14 protein-coding genes are annotated in these 17770 nt (G+C 49.1%); all 14 read right to left on the reverse strand.

The features are described 5' to 3' along the window. A partial coding sequence (wzm, locus tag KQJ19_RS10405; protein WP_216403630.1) for an O89/O101/O162 family O-antigen export ABC transporter permease subunit occupies positions 1-544 on the reverse strand: 544 nt, incomplete at its 3' end. Continuing rightward, positions 541-2757, reverse strand: a complete 2217-nt coding sequence (locus tag KQJ19_RS10410) for a glycosyltransferase (RefSeq protein WP_216403631.1) — start codon at positions 2755-2757, stop codon at positions 541-543. The genes KQJ19_RS10410 and wzm, both read right to left, overlap by 4 nt. 33 nt (positions 2758-2790) lie before the next feature. Continuing rightward, positions 2791-3807, reverse strand: coding sequence for a UDP-glucose 4-epimerase GalE (gene galE, locus KQJ19_RS10415; RefSeq protein ID WP_216403632.1), 1017 nt, complete (start codon positions 3805-3807; stop codon positions 2791-2793). A 444-nt stretch (positions 3808-4251) separates the two neighbouring features. Beyond that, positions 4252-5145 (reverse strand): GalU regulator GalF, encoded by an 894-nt coding sequence (gene galF / locus KQJ19_RS10420; RefSeq protein ID WP_000609089.1) that lies wholly within the window; start codon positions 5143-5145, stop codon positions 4252-4254. A 164-nt stretch (positions 5146-5309) separates the two neighbouring features. Then, positions 5310-6704, reverse strand: a complete 1395-nt coding sequence (gene wcaM, locus KQJ19_RS10425) for a colanic acid biosynthesis protein WcaM (RefSeq protein ID WP_216403633.1) — start codon at positions 6702-6704, stop codon at positions 5310-5312. Between the two features lie 11 nt (positions 6705-6715). After that, positions 6716-7936, reverse strand: a complete 1221-nt coding sequence (gene wcaL, locus KQJ19_RS10430) for a colanic acid biosynthesis glycosyltransferase WcaL (RefSeq protein ID WP_181221557.1) — start codon at positions 7934-7936, stop codon at positions 6716-6718. Then, positions 7933-9213: a colanic acid biosynthesis pyruvyl transferase WcaK gene (gene wcaK, locus KQJ19_RS10435; protein WP_216403634.1), complete on the reverse strand. Its 1281-nt coding sequence runs from the start codon at positions 9211-9213 to the stop codon at positions 7933-7935. The genes wcaL and wcaK overlap by 4 nt, the downstream gene beginning before the upstream one ends. Before the next feature lie 23 nt (positions 9214-9236). Continuing rightward, positions 9237-10715, reverse strand: a complete 1479-nt coding sequence (gene wzxC / locus KQJ19_RS10440; RefSeq protein WP_200051503.1) for a colanic acid undecaprenyl disphosphate flippase WzxC — start codon at positions 10713-10715, stop codon at positions 9237-9239. A 1-nt stretch (position 10716) separates the two neighbouring features. Then, entirely contained in the window at positions 10717-12111 is a 1395-nt protein-coding gene (wcaJ, locus tag KQJ19_RS10445; RefSeq protein ID WP_016156914.1) for an undecaprenyl-phosphate glucose phosphotransferase, read from the reverse strand. Positions 12112-12165: 54 nt separating this feature from the next. Continuing rightward, on the reverse strand, positions 12166-13536 hold the full coding sequence (gene cpsG / locus KQJ19_RS10450) for a colanic acid biosynthesis phosphomannomutase CpsG (protein ID WP_181221553.1): 1371 nt from the start codon (positions 13534-13536) through the stop codon (positions 12166-12168). A 127-nt stretch (positions 13537-13663) separates the two neighbouring features. Then, positions 13664-15100: a mannose-1-phosphate guanyltransferase gene (cpsB, locus tag KQJ19_RS10455; protein ID WP_053388855.1), complete on the reverse strand. Its 1437-nt coding sequence runs from the start codon at positions 15098-15100 to the stop codon at positions 13664-13666. Continuing rightward, a complete protein-coding gene (gene wcaI, locus KQJ19_RS10460) occupies positions 15100-16326 on the reverse strand; it encodes a colanic acid biosynthesis fucosyltransferase WcaI (RefSeq protein WP_216403635.1) in 1227 nt (408 codons plus the stop codon). The genes cpsB and wcaI overlap by 1 nt, the downstream gene beginning before the upstream one ends. Continuing rightward, the gene (locus tag KQJ19_RS10465; RefSeq protein WP_049281947.1) at positions 16323-16802 is read right to left on the reverse strand and encodes a GDP-mannose mannosyl hydrolase; all 480 of its coding nucleotides are present in this window, start codon (positions 16800-16802) and stop codon (positions 16323-16325) included. Before KQJ19_RS10465 ends, wcaI begins: the two co-directional genes overlap by 4 nt. A 2-nt stretch (positions 16803-16804) precedes the next feature. Next, positions 16805-17770, reverse strand: coding sequence for a GDP-L-fucose synthase (locus tag KQJ19_RS10470; RefSeq protein ID WP_049281948.1), 966 nt, complete (start codon positions 17768-17770; stop codon positions 16805-16807).

The following is a 17770-nucleotide window of genomic DNA, read 5'->3' on the forward strand; positions in this document are numbered from 1 at the left end:
GCATAAAACTCATGACCATTTGCGGAAAATCTCTAAAACGTACAGAAATTACTGCAAATAAAGTTGCAATCCAGATCAGATTAACAACTACGATCATAAATCCAAGTATAAAAAGCGGGAAATTCTTCAACGAAAAAACGTTGAATATAATCAACACACCAATCACTATTACTATATTATGGCAAAGCATCATGAAATTTCGCCATAACATTTGCATAATGTATATGAATTTTTTAGTTGGTAACTGACTTATAAAAGAGCTGGACGATATGAAAGTTACACACCCTTCATTTATAACGCCACTAATAAAGTTCCAGAACACCAAACCAACTGCTAGCATCGGGAGATACTCTTTAACTTCTAATTTAAATAGTTCCCCATAAATTACCCCTAAGGCAATAATAAGGACCGCCATACTTAATGTAATCCAAAACGGTCCAACAATGGATCTTTTATATCTCTGCCTTAATTCCAACCAACCTAATGTAGTCCAAAGATGCCAGGATTTTATTGACAAATATATATCTGTTAATGATTCTTTCATTGCTTCAGCTCTTTATACATCTTCTCTTTAATTAGTTCTAACCTGGAATTGTATTCCAAAACAAATGCGTTAAGTAAAACCTTAACTTCCGCGTAATTATCACGAACTAATTGTAACCGATTCCTGATTGCAGTTGGATTATCAACCTCTTTTTCAACCAAATACAATTCTAACTCAGGAAAACCTTTATATATGTTTCCGGCTGGACCTACAACGCATGGCGTTCCAACGCTTGCTGATTCCAGCGCGATCATTGGTGAACATTCCGTATTCGTTACATAGCACACAACATGTAAACGAGATAGCAGCTCGATAAACCGCTTATTATTTAAATTCTCTGATAATGCCGTAAGTTTGATGTTTGAGGTAATCCACTTCATATTATTTTCAAGATGCAAGTTGGTAACCAGCTCACACCCTTTTAATGAACCAATCGCTAGTAACTGAGGAAATGGATTTTTATACCAACTGAACATTGCGGCAAACAAACCGACGCGGAAATTGGCCGAATCAGGTACAGCTAACTTTTTAGAAAACGAAGTGCCTGATACAACATAGTTCGATACTGAGAATGCACGAATACCGTATGCATTGAGTATTTCATCTAGCTCAGGCTTAAACGAGATGACCCCATCAACAATCCCTTCCCGATAAAGTTCATACCATCCATCAAAAGTTGAATATTGCGAGGAGTCAACCCACTGAGCAGGTGAGCCATGCCATGCAAAAAATATTTTTATTTTTGGATTTAAATCCTTAATCTTTTTGGCAAGTTCCATTTGTAATTGTGTTCCACCGCTCATGATCACACTTTTTAGTGTCTTCGAAGCAGCAAGTTTTTCAGCCAACCTGTTTAGATAGATATGGTTAGAAACTTGTGGGAACTCATATGAATAGTATGGATATTGGATGCTATCATCTTTAAAGAAACTGGCTGTTGATGTGGCAACACCAGACCAATAGGCGGAGTAAAATGCTAAGACTTCTTTATCCGCTATTGCATTACTATAGAACTCATCCAACAAATCATAATCAACTTGATTTGTAGTTGTACCAGCAACCTTATAATATATTTTTCGTAGCAGGCTGTATTGCTTCAGCGTATTCATCAAATTCAAACGGAGAGCAAGCCTGCTTAGATTATAAATAGTTTTTGATATTAAACGTTCTTTCAAAGATGGAGCTTTTTGCTCGCGAAGGAATATATTCTTAAATTCATTTTGCGATTTTGAACACATGTCTTTGAAGAACAATGCCCATTTATCAGCTATAAGGACATTATCTACAAATTGCTGACGATATGCTAAATAATTCATTCTTTGTAATTCTTTAAGACCACGTTGATCATCAAGAAGATTTCTCAAAGAATCATAAAATGCCTCGGCATCCCGAGACACAATATACTGCCGCTGCTTTTCAGGTAACACTTCATTTGCTATGCCGACGTCTGTTGACACAATAGCGCAACTATTTGCCATTGCTTCAAGAAGTGGCAATGGCGTACCTTCACATTCAGAACTGATGAGTAGAATATCTGCATCAGACAGTGTTTTAAGAATTACTTCACGTTCGGTCTTGCCCTTAGAACTATCAAACTCAATAAAATCAAACGTATATCCAGATTTTTTTAATTTATCCAGAGCCGGCAAAACTATTTTATTTAGGCCTTTATAATCTTTATAACCAAGATATTCGCCCCATTTGCTATTTCCAATCCATACGATTTTTTTTCTATCGCTATTATCATGACTATTTCCTTCGCTCATAGGAATTTCTGGATTATCATAGATAACACTATGAGGAGGTGGAAAATCAGACAGTTCAGAATATAGCTCTTTCAACTTTGCGGATGTAACAAAATACCCATCCACAAAATTCATAAGAGGAATTCGTCTCTCATAGTTCGCGATATCATCATAAGTGAATAGGTGATCAGGAATATGTGTGGTGACAATATTACTGATCAAAATTTCTTTATATTGGGGATTCCGCTGAGTGAAGTTCATCACTTCCATGAGATAGTCACGCCAGAAAAAGTGTAAGATACTCTTTTCTTTTACGTTTTTATCCAAGTGTAAAACAAGGTCCGCCACCGTTTTAAAATCATCGGTGCAAACTATTTTTACATTAAAGTCACTCAACTCTTTTGCTATATTTTGGGCTATTTTTCCGAATGCCCAATCCAACTTATCGACTATGAAAAATAAATTCATTGATACGCCATTATGATATTAAATAGATAAGTACTAGCTTCCATAGCCATTAGGGTTTTGCTTTTGCCAATTCCAGGTATGAGCCATCATATCTTCAATATTGTACTTGGCTTTCCAGCCTAAAACCCTTTCTGCTTTAGACACATCAGCCCAAGAAGATCCTATATCGCCCTCTCGCCTGGCGACAATTTCATAGTTAACTTTCTGGTCACTTGCCTTTTCAAAGGCATCAATTACTTGTAAAACTGATACACCATTGCCGGTGCCAAGATTAAAAACGTCATATCCTTGTAATTTATCAATATGCCTTAAAGCACTAACATGGCCTGAGGCAAGATCTACTACATGGATAAAGTCGCGTACCCCTGTTCCATCAATGGTTTCATAATCGCCACCATAAACGGACAATTTTTCTAATTTTCCAATAGCAACCTGAGAAATATAAGGGACAAGATTATTTGGAATGCCGTTCGGGTCCTCCCCAATAAGACCACTAGGATGTGCGCCTGTAGGGTTAAAATAACGAAGAGCAATAATCTTCAATTTATCATCAGATTTCGCATAGTCTGATAAAACCTGCTCCAGCATGACTTTAGTAGTTCCATAGGGGCAGGAAGCATTTCCAATAGGATATTCCTCCAGGTTGGGAACCGGAGAATGGTTACCATAAACAGTTGCGGACGAACTAAAAATGAACTTATAAACACTTGCTTGCTTCATAACTTCAAGCAGGGTGAGGGTCCCACTGACATTATTAATATAATATTCCAGCGGTTTTTTTACCGACTCACCCACAGATTTTAATCCTGCAAAATGAATCACTGCATCGATATCGTAGTTTTTAAAAACTTCTTCAAGTTTTTGTTTATCGTTGATATCAGCTTCAATGAATGTAATTTTTTTCGAAACCAAAGAACCAACACGATGAAGTGACTCTTGAGATGAATTACTCAGGTTATCAAGCACAATCACATCATATCCGCCCTCAATTAACTGTAAAACGGTATGTGAACCAATATAACCAGCGCCACCTGTCACAAGTATAGTCATGTAGTCTCCGAAATTGTATTAATCTTTTATGCTAATTACGTGTTAAATTATTTAATTTTATATTTTTCTAAATTAGCCTTTAACATAAAATTAGCTTATTTTGCCACAAAAATGTTAATTTAATCAGGCACGCTACCGCCCCTGGCTCAACAGCTACCAGTGTACTGTACACTCCAATTTTTGAGGGGTCTTAGCCTATCAATTATTGATTAGATTTTGACACATTTAGCCCCAAAACATCCCAAATATTGTCGTATTAATCTAACTAAGAAACAAGAAGAAATCGATTTTTGCTACAAGAAAAGGTAGAGCATTGATCTTTTTACTACTTGATTTTTATCATAAAAAAGGCAGTGAAGACATGCCTGTATACTGATAGCATCATGAGTCTTCCCCTGCCATTTTTCATGAAGTATTACTAATATAATTAATCTTTCGTCTTGCCTATTCTCCGAGCAACTTCTCAATGCTCTTACGGAACTTTGGCCCTTCCTTCAGGTTACGCAGGCCGTACTTAACAAACGCCTGCATATAGCCCATTTTCTTCCCGCAATCGTAGCTATCGCCTGTCATCAGCATGGCATCAACAGACTGTTTTTTCGCCAGCTCAGCAATAGCATCCGTCAACTGAATACGTCCCCAGGCACCTGGCTGGGTATGCTCCAGTTCTGCCCAAATATCAGCAGAAAGCACGTAGCGCCCTACTGCCATCAGATCGGAATCCAGAGTCTGCGGCTGGTCTGGTTTTTCAATGAATTCAACGATACGGCTGACTTTGCCTTCGTTATCTAAAGGCTCTTTGGTCTGAATAACAGAGTACTCAGACAGATCGCCTTCCATACGCTTAGCCAGCACCTGACTACGCCCGGTCTCATTAAAACGAGCAACCATGGCAGCCAGGTTGTAGCGCAGCGGATCCGCGCTCGCTGTATCAAGAACCACATCAGGTAATACGACGACGAAAGGGTTATCCCCAACAATTGGGCGAGCACAAAGAATTGAATGGCCCAGGCCCAGTAACTGAGCCTGACGAACGTTCATAATAGTCACGCCTGGAGGACAGATAGACTGCACCTCGGCTAATAGCTGGCGCTTAACACGCTGCTCAAGCAACGATTCGAGTTCGTAAGAGGTGTCGAAGTGGTTCTCAACCGCGTTCTTAGACGCATGAGTCACCAGCACGATTTCTTTGATACCTGCAGCTACAATTTCGTCGACAATGTATTGAATCATCGGCTTGTCTACGATCGGTAGCATCTCTTTAGGGATTGCCTTCGTGGCAGGCAACATGTGCATCCCCAGACCTGCTACCGGAATAACTGCTTTCAAATTAATCATTAAGTCATTCACCTATTCAATTGTTGCTGAATTATAGCTTTTTAGCTTGTTTTAGCCAGTATGAATTACATTACTCCGATGCAGCGTATGTTACGCCGCTTAACTTCGCAATGCAGTAATCTTAATCCCAGGGAGTGTCACTTTAGCCAGGAATGGTCGCAAAGTTACAGCTCCCGTCCCGGGAGTCGAAAATTCACCGCTTCGACATTCACCACCTGATGGTTTACCCGGTCGATGTCAACTGAGCTTTGCCCGGTTTCGTTTACCGCATGGACATTCGCCAGCGAGAGTAATGTGTCCTGTTTAGCCATAAACTTGCCCCGCACATCCTGACGGAGATCGAAGTGCATCTTGAGTGCAGGTCCCGTCGCGGATTGCTGCATAACCCTGATGTTACGTAAAAAAAGGTGCTGTGGTTGGTTATGCAACTCAAGCGTGGCATGCTTCATCTCCACGTTGGTGATCGCCACAAATGAAGTCGCATTACCAGAGGAGATCTGAATACCGCGCAATTTGTATTCACGTTTCGTATTATCCAGATGAATATTATTTAACTTAAAGTTTTGTGGAATGGATAAATAACGCCCTTTGATTACGCCGTAACCAATGAGCATACCTGCGCTATTCTCCATATTGATATTATCAATTACGAAATTATCACATCCGTAAATAGCGACCGTCGCATTATCAATGCCCGCTTTCTTACTGAAATCCGGGGTGATATTTCGCGCGGTAATATTACGAATAATAAAGTGTTTGCCGTTCTCTACATGGACTAGCTGTCGACAGTCGCTACCGGTGATGTTCGCTACCACAAAGTTTTTTACCGCCAGTTCATCAGGATAGGTATTGTCATAGGTACTCCCCGCCAGACCGATGCCGATGCCCCAGTTCACGTTGCCGTTGGTACAGTTGATACGTTCAATGACATGGTCAGAAATGAGGATATTGCTGTCGTTTATCGCCACATTCCACTCAATTGCATCACCCTGTAAATCGCTAAAACGGCTGTTCGTGATCTTTACGCCGTCCATTCGATTATGAAAACCCTGACGCAAAATGCCATAGTTAGCGCGCGTGACGGTAATATCATCGATCGTCAGATTACGCATCAGCCTCGAGGTTTTACCGCCGATATAGATTTGCGTCACCGGACCGAAACCGCTCATGGCAATCCCTTTTATCACACAGTCCGCCCCCCGCACATCGAGGGTAACGTTCCTCAGGCTCCCGCCCTGCTCGCCCATCACCTTGCATCCATCCTGCAGAACAAAGCGCCCACGGCCATTGCCACTTATTCGCCCTTGCAGGAATAGCGTTTTGCCTGGCGGGATAACGATGGCGGTATTGATATCCTTACATTCCAGGCCTGTTGGTACGACGACCGTTTGTCCTTCTTTGAACGCCTGCCTGAAAGAAGCCACCCAATCCTGTGGGTTGTAATCCTGAATGTTGACGCTGCCCGGTGATTCTAGCGCCCGAACAACGGGAGAATGCAGCACGACAAGCGCAGAGCCTGCCGCCAGAAAAGTACGGCGTGAGAGTTTTTTCTCTGACATACAACCTCGATTTACATCGTTTGCAGCAGACTGGCTAACTGTTTATTGATCGCTAACTGATTAAATTCAGCTGCAATTTTTTCTCGCGCGCACTGCACAATCGGCTGCACCTGCTCACTGTCGAGCAGGCTAAATGCCGCTAATCGCTCTGCCAGCGCCTGCGCATCGTTTTCCGGTGCCAGCCAGCCAGACTTGCCCGACTCGACCAGTTCAGGGATCCCACTATGGACGGTGGAAATCACCGGGATCCCCACTGCCATCGCCTCCATCAGCGCCACCGGGATCCCCTCCATATCGCCATCCCTTCCGGTGATCGACGGCAGCAAAAAGACATCCGCCTGCTCAAGCATTTCCTTCACCTGATGGCTGGGTTTAAAGCCAGGCATCTCAATCACATCATCAAGTTGATATTGCTCAATTAGCGTACGCAGACGACGCTCCCAGGGGCCAATGCCAAGGATGCGATAACGGAATGCAACGCCCTGCTCTTTCAACTGACGACAGGCTTCGATGGCAACGTGCAGTCCTTTTTTCTCAGTTAACCGGGCTACAGAGATAATCTCCAGCGGTGCGGCTGGCGATTTCAACTGGCGGGGCGTAAAGCGCGTCATATCGATTCCCATGCGCGAGACCGCGATTTTCTGCGGCGGGCACCCCATATTTTTTAAACGTCCGGCCCAGAGGTTGCTGATGGGTAACATCAAATCCCCACGTTCAAACAGTTGCTGATATTCAGGGGTGTAGTGGGCAAGCACATCCCGATGCGAAACATCAATGCCGTGAAATACCGTGGCGATTTTGCCGCGGATCATCCCTAGCTCACGCAGCTTGGCGGCCGTTACGCCTGCGGGTCCAAAATGAGCGATAAACACATCCGCTTCAAACGCCCGCGGGTTCGCGCCACAAATGGCCGCCAAAATCAGATTGCGCGCCTCATCGCCATAGCGTGAAACATTCAGCGCTTTCCAGGTGGCTGAGCGGGTAATACCGCGCAGGGCCGCCACTGCCCTATACTTAAGCTTCGCCAGTTTGCTGTTCGGCTCATTCAGTAACCAGCGCGTTTTTTCACCCAGACGGTAGGTATTAAATGAAGCATGGGTATTTTCAAGATCGCCCTTGTGCAACGCGACAATTTCCACGTCGTAGCCCATGTCGATAAATGCGGTAATCTGATTGAGTACAAAGGTCTCGGAGGAGAGCGGAAATTTAAGCAGGAAAAAGCCAACCTTCATTTTTCCCCCTCAATACGCGTTAAAACCGATTGCACCATGTTCACCCCACGTTCACGCTCACGCCTAACCGCGTCGCCGAGACGTATGTTCAGCTCAGGTAGCTGTCCGAGAGCATCGTCGACCTTCCCTTCCAGGCTGCCATCGAGCAGATGGCGAATATCGACGGCCATCTCTGCTAACCCCAGTTGTTGCATGATCCCTGCCGATTTATGCTCATAATTAATGGCGATGGCTGGCGTCATAAAATTCATCGAGATGATGGCCGAGTGTAAACGAGTCCCCACCGTCAGATCGCATGCAGCCAAAATTTTCCCCATCTCCAGGTCGTTGAGTTCATCCATCACCACGTGATAACGGCCTGGGTCGTTAATATACTGGCGCAGGTTCAACGCCACCATGCGGTCATCTTTGTTGTAACTATCAATACCGGTACAGGTTGACAGCGCTATCACCTGGTAACCTTCATCAAGGATGCGGTTCACTACCCCAGCAAAAGCTTGCTCATAGGCCTGCTGCGTTGTCCCCAGACGCTTATCAAAAGGAGCCAGCTCACGCAGAGTAATGGCAACAGTCTTCTGTTTTGCCGCCATGTGTAACCAGTGCTGTACGGCATAACCAGGCTCATAATCCTCATCATGGTTATTTACCAGCCAGGCGGTATCTACCCCGGTTTCGACTTTATCCGTGTTTATTGCACTGCGCTTCATCAGATCCAGACTGACGGATTCACGCAAAATCAACGCATTACAGTGTCCAAAAACGTAGTTCGCCAGTTGATTAAACTGTTCATCCTGGAATGGCCCCACGCTGTGGCCAATCATGTACAGCGGTTTTTTCGCCATAAACGTACACAGGGCATGTTCAAACTGCGGTACGCCATACAAATCGACAAAAAACGATCCGCCGACCTGGATAATGGCGTCGTAGCGCGACAGCAGACGAACAAAATCGGTAAACCCCTGGGCGATAGCGATATTGCGCAGATTACCGGAATCGGTGACACGCGAGAGCAGCACCTGATGCTGATAGCGACGACGCAACACTTTCTTCACGCGTCCCATAACGCCCGCAGCATTATTGTGTTGCTTCATCTGCGAATACAGCGGATCGCCCATCACCGGGCGGTTCAGCAACCACGAAGAACTCACCGGATAACGGCTCATAACATCCACTTCAGTCTCAGGACGCAACGCGTTAATGGCATCCAGCAAACCGCGCAGAATCGCGCTATCCCCACGGTTCCCACAGGTATGGTTGCCTAAAATTAATAGTTTCATTATGACCTCTTAAAGCGTTGTTCTTATCCTGCACGAAGCAAGGTTTTCATTTTTTCACTGCGGCAGAGCTGGCGTTTTATTTCCACCACTAACGGATGGCGCGACACCACAATCATCGCCGCGAACGCCAGTGCTCCTGCCACTACCTGGATCCCCAGCAACGCGCCTGGCGACAGTTGGCTGCGCAGCATTACGTCCAGCGCATAGCTCACCACAAGGGTAGGTAAAGAGAGATATAACGGCAGCCACAGACTGAGCATGTACTGGCGGTAGCTGGAGCCAAGAACAGGTTTGATCATCACGAAGTAACTGAGGATCGTGTTAATCACCTGGACCAGCAAAAAGCCCAGCGTCACGCCAATCGCCCCGGCCTGATGACCACCGATGAAAATGGCGGGAATAAACAGAAAGGTTTTGAACACATTGAATTTGAAGCTGATGTCGACCCGTGCTTTCGCCATCAGCAGTGAACCGATCGGATTCCCCACAGAGCGCAGCAGTCCAACAATGCACAGCAGTTGCAAGACGGGAATAATACCGTTCCACTTCTCGCCAAATACCAGCGGCACCACATTGTTCGACACCACCATCAATCCCAGGAGTACCGGGAAGTTGATGATCCCGACCACCGACAGCAGCTTGTAAAAATTCACCCGTAGCTTTTCACTGTCGTCCTGAATTTTGGCAAACGCCGGAAACAGGACACGGGTAATAATCGGGTTCAGTTTGATCGGGGGAACAACCGCCACGTTCCAGGCGAGATTGAATCCGCCCGCCACACCTGCGCCCAACGTTCTGGCTAAAACCAACGTGGAAAGGTTGGTATTGAGGTAATTGATAATGCTGTCTGCCGTCAGCCACGCACCAAAACGCAGGTTCGACGAAACGGATGCCAGCGAAAAATGCAGCCCCGGACGGTAAATCCGGCGACCAAAATAGCCGAACAGCAGCGTTCGTAGCGTACTGTTCACCAGATACCCGAGAATGGCCGTCAGCGCGAGGGGCCAGAAATAGGCGCTGACCACGGTAAAGGTAAAACCGGCCAACACCGAACTGGTTTCAATCATGCCAATTTTGTTGAAGGCCAGCTCTTTTTGCATCAGCGCGCGAAACTGCTGCCCGTGCGGTATCACCACAAACGCCAGCGATAAGGTTTTGATGAGTGGCGCCAGTTCGGGATTGTTGAGCACGCTGGCAATCGTCCCGCTAAGCAGAAACATCACCACACATACCACCATACCCAGCCCAACGTTGAGCCAGTACAGCGTCGTCAGCTCAAGATAACCGATGTCTTTGCGCTGAATAATTGAATTGGCGATACCGAAATCCGACAGCGTATCGGCCAGCGCAATGATCACCAGCGACACGGTTAGCAACCCAAACTGGTGGTTATCAATAATCCGCGCCAGGACGGTCATCTGGATAAGTCCCAGACCAATAATGATCACCGTGGCAATCGCCGACCACTTTGCGCCATTAAGCGTTTTTTCTCGTAAGCTCATGTTAATACGCCGCTTTGTTCACAAAGCCTTTAAATACCGTCAGAAAAACAATTTTGATATCGAACCACACGCTCCACTCGCGAATGTATTCGAGGTCAAACTCCACACGTTTTTCCATTTTTTCCAGCGTATCGGTTTCACCGCGCCAGCCGTTGATTTGCGCCCAGCCGGTAATGCCCGGTTTCACCTTATGGCGTAACATGTACCCCTCGATCAGTTGGCGGTACTGTTCGTTATGCGCCACCGCATGCGGACGTGGCCCGACGATAGACATCCCCCCGGTCAGGACGTTAATAAACTGCGGCAGTTCATCGAGCGACGTCCGGCGCAGGAAATTTCCCACAGGGGTAACGCGCGGATCGTTTTGCGTCGCCTGCGTTACCACCGCGTCGTTCTCCATCACTTTCATCGAGCGAAACTTCCAGACTTTGATCGGCTTCCCGTCCATGCCATAGCGGGTCTGGCGGAAAATCACCGGACCTTTGGAGGTCAGTTTTACCAGCAACGCAATACCACACAGCACCGGGGAAATAAGCAGCAGGATCAGTGAAGCCAGCACGATATCTTCCGCGCGCTTTAACAGGCGATTAATCCCCGAAAGCGGCGTGTCATACAGCGGCACTACCGGAACGCCGTTCATCTCTTCAATCCGTGAATGCAGAATATTGAAGGTAAAGACATCAGGAATGAGGATCACCGAGCAGGTGGTGTCGGCCAACTCACGCACCAGTTTTTTTACGCTGGCGCCATCGCTCATCGACATGGCGATATAAACGTTATGAATGCGTGAAGCTTTGGCGTCGTCCACCAGTTGTTGCAGATTACCGGCCCAGTCGCGGGAGTTTTTTCCAGGGATTGGGTCGTGATAGACCCCCGCCACTTCAAATCCCAGCCACGGTTCATGGCGAAAACTGTCCAGCAGCATTTGTCCGGCGGGCAGGTCGCCAGCCACCGCCACCCGGCGGGTGTTGTAACCACGATTACGCAACCACCCCGCACCGTAGCGAATAAACGAACGACTCAACACCAGGCCGACGCTTGAAAGCAGATACCATGCCAGCCAGACGGCGAGACGGTTATCGAAATCGTTATTAAAGGCGATCAGACCTGCGCTAAAAATCAGACTCAGCGTCCAGTTTTGTAGTAACAGCACCAGCTCAGTGGAAATTTTGACGCCGCGCCAGGAGCGATAAAAATCCGTTATGCCACCGAGCATCTGAAAAACGACCAGCGTGATCAGCGCCACCAGCAGGTGCATATACAGGAAAGGCAAACCGCTTAATTCGCAGATCACCCACAACCCGCCAAACATGATGGTGATATCTGAAAAGCGTTGCACCATCGAAATTAACGACGCATTGGTTTTGGCGCGTTCGCGCTTTTTTAGATGTGTCATCGTGGTTCCTGTTAGTCACCCTTTGCCCATAAGCGGGCAAAGGAAGCACCGGCATTACTGATTCAGTAACGCCAGAAGAGTGCGCGTTCGCGCTTCCATCAACGGAATATTTCCGCGCGATTCCACGTTCAGGCGCACCACCGGTTCGGTATTGGAAGAGCGTAAATTGAAGCGCCAGTCGACAAACGCCATGCTGATACCGTCCGTTCTGTCCACCGTCAGCGCCTCACGGGAAAAGTGCTGCTCCACACGCGCAATCGCTGCCGCCGGCTCTGCCAGCGTGCTGTTGATTTCCCCACTCGCCGGATAGGCCACCATCCGGTCACGGACCAGTTCACCCAGCGACTGTCCTTTCAGACTCAGCAGTTCCGCCACCAGCAGCCACGGGATCATTCCGCTGTCGCAGTAAGCAAAATCACGGAAATAGTGATGCGCGCTCATTTCACCGCCATAAATGGCATCTTCATGGCGCATGCGCTCTTTGATAAACGCGTGCCCGGTTTTTGACATCACCGGTTTACCGCCTGCCGCCGTCACCACGTCCACGGTATTCCAGGACAGGCGCGGGTCGTGGATAATTTTCGCCCCCGGATTCTTCTCCAGAAACGCTTCTGCCAGCAGGCCGACAATGTAGTAGCCCTCAATGAACTGACCTTTTTCATCGAACAGGAAGCAGCGGTCAAAATCACCGTCGAAGGCAATCCCCATATCCGCACCGTGTTCAATCACCGCATTGCGCGTGTCGGCCCGGCATTCCGGCAGCAGAGGATTGGGGATACCGTTGGGGAAGTTGCCATCCGGCGTATTGTGAATTTTGATGAACTCGACCGGCACCCCCAGCGCCTTAAAACGGGCTTCAATGACGTCAACCACTGGACCTGCCGCACCGTTGCCGGAGTTGAGCACCAGCTTCATCGGTTTCAGGCTGCCGGGATTGATGTAACCCAGCAGGTGGTCGATGTAGGCATCGCGGGTAGTAATACGCTGATAGTGACCACGTTTTGTCGCATCAACCGCCGGGAAGTCGTTGGCTTCCGCCAGGCGCTGCACGTCGCGCAGACCGGTATCACCGCTGATGGGCCGCGCCCCTTCCCGCACCAGCTTCATGCCGTTGTAATCCATCGGATTATGGCTGGCGGTCACTTCAATACCGCCGTCAATGCCAAGGTGGAAGGTGGCGAAGTAAATCTCTTCGGTGCCCGACATGCCAATATCCAGCACATTCACCCCCGCATCCTGCAGCCCTTTCGCCAGCGCCAGCTTTAGCGTCTCGCTGGTCAGACGCACATCGCCGCCCAGAACAATAGATTTAGGCTTCAGGAACTCGCCGTAAGCGCGGCCAATTCGCCACGCAATCTCTTCATTCAGCTCTTCGCCCAGCCTGCCGCGAATATCGTAGGCTTTGAAACAGGTTAATTTCGTCATGATTTCCCCTTCTTCAGGCAACAGTTAGCCCTCTCCTGACTGGAGATATTTTTCACAAAATGACTAGCCGTTAGTTTTTAGGCCGGATAAGGTGTTCACGCCGCCATCCGGCAACGATGATGTTGTGTTACGCGCGCCCGTAGCGATCCGCAAACCGCACCACATCATCCTCATCGAGGTAAGATCCGGAGCGCACTTCAATCAGATCGAGCGGGATTTTCCCGGGGTTCTCCAGACAATGGGTCGCCCCCAGCGGAATATAGACAGACTCGTTTTCAGCAAGCAGTTTGATATCATCATTGATTGTCACCTTCGCGGTACCGGCAACCACAACCCAGTGTTCAGCCCGGTGATGATGCATCTGCACAGACAATCCCTCACCAGGCTTGACGGTAATTCGCTTCACCTGGTAACGTTCTCCGGCATCAATTGAGTCGTACTTGCCCCACGGACGATAAACTTCGCGGTGAATATGATGCTCATGACGCCCGTCAGCCTTAATTTGCTCTACCACTTTTTTGACGTCCTGCACCGCGTTGCGATCGGCTATCAGCACCGCGTCTTTGGTCTGCACCACCACCAGATCTTTCACCCCGACGGTCGTCACCAGGCCGGATTCGGCATACACGTAACTGTTTTCCGTTTTGTGGCTAATGACGTCGCCGTGATGCACATTGCCTTCAGCGGTATGGGCACTGATTTCCCACAGCGATGACCAGGAGCCAACATCGCTCCAGCCTGCGTTCATTGGCATCACCACCGCATCGGCGGTACGTTCCATTACCGCATAGTCCACAGACTCTTCCGGGCAGGCGAGAAACGCCTGTTCATCAACGCGGATAAAATCGAGATCGGGGTCGACCGTACTCATGGCGTTCTCACAGGCTTCGAGAATGTCGGGACGATACTTTTTCAGTTCTTCCAGGTAACGTCCGGCCCGGAACAAGAACATGCCGCTGTTCCAGTAGTAGTCGCCGCTCGTCACGTAAGCCTGCGCGGTTTCCAGATTGGGCTTTTCAACAAACTGTGCCACTTCAAAAGCCACGGCGTCGGTATTCGTCGGCGAGACTTCCCCCCGGCGGATATAGCCATAGCCGGTTTCCGGCTGGTCCGGCACGATACCAAACGTCACCAGCTTACCCGCTCCGGCATAGGGCATCGCATTGCGAACCGCCTCGCGGAATGCCTCTTCGTTGGCAATCATGTGATCGGCCGCCAAGACCAGCAGCAGCGGATCCTCACCCGGACTTTGACGTTTTGCCGCCAGCGCGGCCAGCGCTATCGCCGGTGCCGTATTACGCCCGGCAGGTTCGAGAATGATGTTCTCAGTCAGCTTGTGCAGTTGTCGTAGCTGTTCCGCTACGATAAAACGGTGTTGTTCATTACAGATAACCACCGGGCTTTCGCACTCCACGCCGTTCAGACGGCAAATCGTCGTCTGCAGCATGGTGAGATCGCCTTTCAGGCACAGGAACTGCTTTGGGTACAGCACGCGGGACAGTGGCCATAAACGGCTCCCTGAGCCACCGGCCATCACCACCGGAAAGAGTTTGCTTTGACTCATCATGTACCCCGTATATCTGCAAGAAATTGACTCAGCACGTTTTCTTTATCCAGCGTGCGTTCGGCATAATCACGTGCCACCGTGTTTACTTTTGGCATCATCAGCGCCCGTTTAATACCGCAAACCAGCGCGTTTACCGACTCCGGCTCCACGCACACCGCAATGCCAGGGTGAGCGTCACAAAGCTGACCCAGCTCGGTTTCAGGTTCGGCAGTAATAACTGCGTTACCACCAACAGCGAGGATATTGGTCAATTTGGAGGGCAGTACGGCATCTGCCGCACCACGCTTTTGCACGACCAGATGACAATCCGCCATCTTGAGCAGCGCAGGCAGCGCGTCATATGATTGCAGCGGAAAGAACATCACGTTGTTCAGGCCGCGTTCGCTGACCATACTCTCCAGCCGCGCTTTACCACCGCCCTGCCCGACAATCACAAACAGCCAGGGTTGTTCGCTCAACTCGACCGCTGCGTCTATCACGCTCTCCAGCCCCTGCTTTTCACCGATATTGCCTGAGTAAAGAACGATCTTTTGATCGGCAGGCAATCCCAGTTGCTGGGACAACGCCAGGGCATCGGCGTCGCTCACATCACGAAAGCGCGTCACTTCTGACCAGTTCGGAAAGAAAATAACCTTGTGCGGCGCAACGCCTTTTTCCATGGCTTTGTGCATCATGGAACGGGAAATCGTCGAAATATGGTCCATATTCAACAGCCCACTGCGCTCAAAGGCGCTGGCCAGTTTTGCCACCATACCGCGCGTGCCTTTGCCCGCCATTCCTAGCCCCAACATGGCATCGACTTCGTAATCCTGAACGTGCAATAGCGTACGTGCGCCACAAAGCTTTGCCAGCAGGCGCATGCCTGGCGTGCAAAACAGCGTCGGCACTACGCCGATAATGCGATCCGGCTTCCAGCGACGTTGCGCCAGTAGCGGGAAAAAACTGCTCAGGGCGAAACTGCCCAAATGCAGCAGGCGCTTGAGCGTTGAGGGTTGCTCAGGCACATACAGCGGACAACGCCAGACGAGGGCGTCGCCCTCTTCGCGACGGTAGCGCCAGGATGAATAACTGCCGTTTACCTTCCACTGGGGATAATAAGGCGGTGCGGTGATCACCCGAACGTCATGCCCCTGCTGCGCCATCCACTCCACCATTTCACCGGTGTATTTGCCGATACCGGTCAACTCCGGCGAATAGTTGATGCCATACACGAGGATCTTCATAGCCCGGGTACTCCGGCTTGACTTGTTTTACAGAAGTAAGCCCGACTGTTGTCGTGTACGTGGTCACTGGCCAGAATCTGTGTAGACGCCATCCATCGGTACGCATCATGTTGGACATTGGGCAGTTGCAAGTCGTTTTCCGACACCCGCAGACGAAATCCCAGCACGATGTAATGCGTTGAGAAATCATCCCCAGAAAAGTTGTCGTCATAGAAGTGCTGCCAGACACCGTAAAACTCCGCAGCGGACAGCGGTAAACGTAACCCCAGCTCCGTTTCGGTAAGCCGTTCAAAGGCCACGTGCAGCGGTTCATCTTTTTGCACCCGACCGCCGGGCACGAACCAGTAACCCTGCGCCGGACGATTGAGACGCTTACCGAGCAGAAATTCACCGTGGGTGTTTTCCACGATCAAATCGATGGAAATCAGCGGAGTTGAACGTACTACGGTGGCAAAATCCTCATGACGTAAAAACATGCTTACCCCCGGTAGCGCTGCTGGTTTTCAAGGAACCACTGCCAGGTACTGGCAAGCCCCGCTTCCAGTGATATCTCGTGATACCAGCCCAACTGATGCAGACGCGTAACATCGAGCAATTTGCGCGGCGTTCCATCCGGTTTGCTGGCGTCGAACACCACGCGCCCCTTGTAACCCACGACCTGCGCGATGGTTTGCGCCAGTTCGCGGATGGTGCAGTCCACGCCGGTCCCCACGTTGATATGCGACAGCATCGGCTGGGTATATTCCTGCAAGACTTCCTGATCCAGCTCCATCACGTGGATACTGGCCGCTGCCATATCGTCAACATGCAGAAATTCACGCATTGGCGTCCCGCTTCCCCAAACCACCACATCCGGCGTATTGTGCTCTCGAGCGTCATGAAAGCGGCGCAGCAGCGCCGGGATCACATGCGAATTACTCGGGTGGAAGTTGTCATGCGGCCCATACAGATTGGTCGGCATCACCGAGCGATAATCGCGGCCATACTGGCGGTTATACGATTCGCACAGCTTGATCCCGGCAATTTTGGCAATCGCATACGGCTCATTGGTCGGTTCCAGCTGCCCCTGCAACAGCTCGCTTTCAGCTATTGGCTGGGTGGCTTGCTTTGGATAAATACAGGATGATCCGAGGAACAGCAGTTTATTCACGTTATGCAAATGCGCAGCATGAATAATGTTGCTCTCAATCATCATGTTTTCATAAATAAAATCAGCAGGATAAGTATTATTCGCCACGATCCCGCCGACTTTTGCCGCCGCCAGATAAACCTGGTCAATACGTTCAGTGGCAAAGAACGCCTGCACCGCACTGGCGTCCAGCAGGTTAAGTTGGTCGCGGCTACGCAGCACCAGCTCGACATTATCTCGCTGCGACAATTGTCTGACGATGGCGGACCCCACCATCCCGCGATGGCCCGCCACAAAAATACGTTGTGTCTTCAT

The sequence above is a fragment of the Citrobacter sp. S46_ASV_140 genome (genome assembly GCF_018919545.1).
Lineage (GTDB): Bacteria > Pseudomonadota > Gammaproteobacteria > Enterobacterales > Enterobacteriaceae > Citrobacter > Citrobacter braakii.

What these genes read in the sequence shown, in the direction of transcription:
- wcaK (WP_216403634.1), bottom strand. Translation starts at nt 9,213, where the DNA reads ATGAAACTATTAATTTTAGGCAACCATACCTGTGGGAACCGTGGGGAT.
- cpsG (WP_181221553.1), bottom strand. Translation starts at nt 13,536, where the DNA reads ATGACGAAATTAACCTGTTTCAAAGCCTACGATATTCGCGGCAGGCTG.
- galE (WP_216403632.1), bottom strand. Translation starts at nt 3,807, where the DNA reads ATGACTATACTTGTGACAGGTGGCGCTGGTTATATTGGTTCACATACC.
- wcaM (WP_216403633.1), bottom strand. Translation starts at nt 6,704, where the DNA reads ATGTCAGAGAAAAAACTCTCACGCCGTACTTTTCTGGCGGCAGGCTCT.
- cpsB (WP_053388855.1), bottom strand. Translation starts at nt 15,100, where the DNA reads ATGAGTCAAAGCAAACTCTTTCCGGTGGTGATGGCCGGTGGCTCAGGG.
- KQJ19_RS10410 (WP_216403631.1), bottom strand. Translation starts at nt 2,757, where the DNA reads ATGAATTTATTTTTCATAGTCGATAAGTTGGATTGGGCATTCGGAAAA.
- wcaI (WP_216403635.1), bottom strand. Translation starts at nt 16,326, where the DNA reads ATGAAGATCCTCGTGTATGGCATCAACTATTCGCCGGAGTTGACCGGT.
- wcaJ (WP_016156914.1), bottom strand. Translation starts at nt 12,111, where the DNA reads ATGACACATCTAAAAAAGCGCGAACGCGCCAAAACCAATGCGTCGTTA.
- galF (WP_000609089.1), bottom strand. Translation starts at nt 5,145, where the DNA reads ATGATTAATTTGAAAGCAGTTATTCCGGTAGCAGGTCTGGGGATGCAC.
- wzxC (WP_200051503.1), bottom strand. Translation starts at nt 10,715, where the DNA reads ATGAGCTTACGAGAAAAAACGCTTAATGGCGCAAAGTGGTCGGCGATT.
- wcaL (WP_181221557.1), bottom strand. Translation starts at nt 7,936, where the DNA reads ATGAAGGTTGGCTTTTTCCTGCTTAAATTTCCGCTCTCCTCCGAGACC.
- KQJ19_RS10470 (WP_049281948.1), bottom strand. Translation starts at nt 17,770, where the DNA reads ATGAAGACACAACGTATTTTTGTGGCGGGCCATCGCGGGATGGTGGGG.
- KQJ19_RS10465 (WP_049281947.1), bottom strand. Translation starts at nt 16,802, where the DNA reads ATGTTTTTACGTCATGAGGATTTTGCCACCGTAGTACGTTCAACTCCG.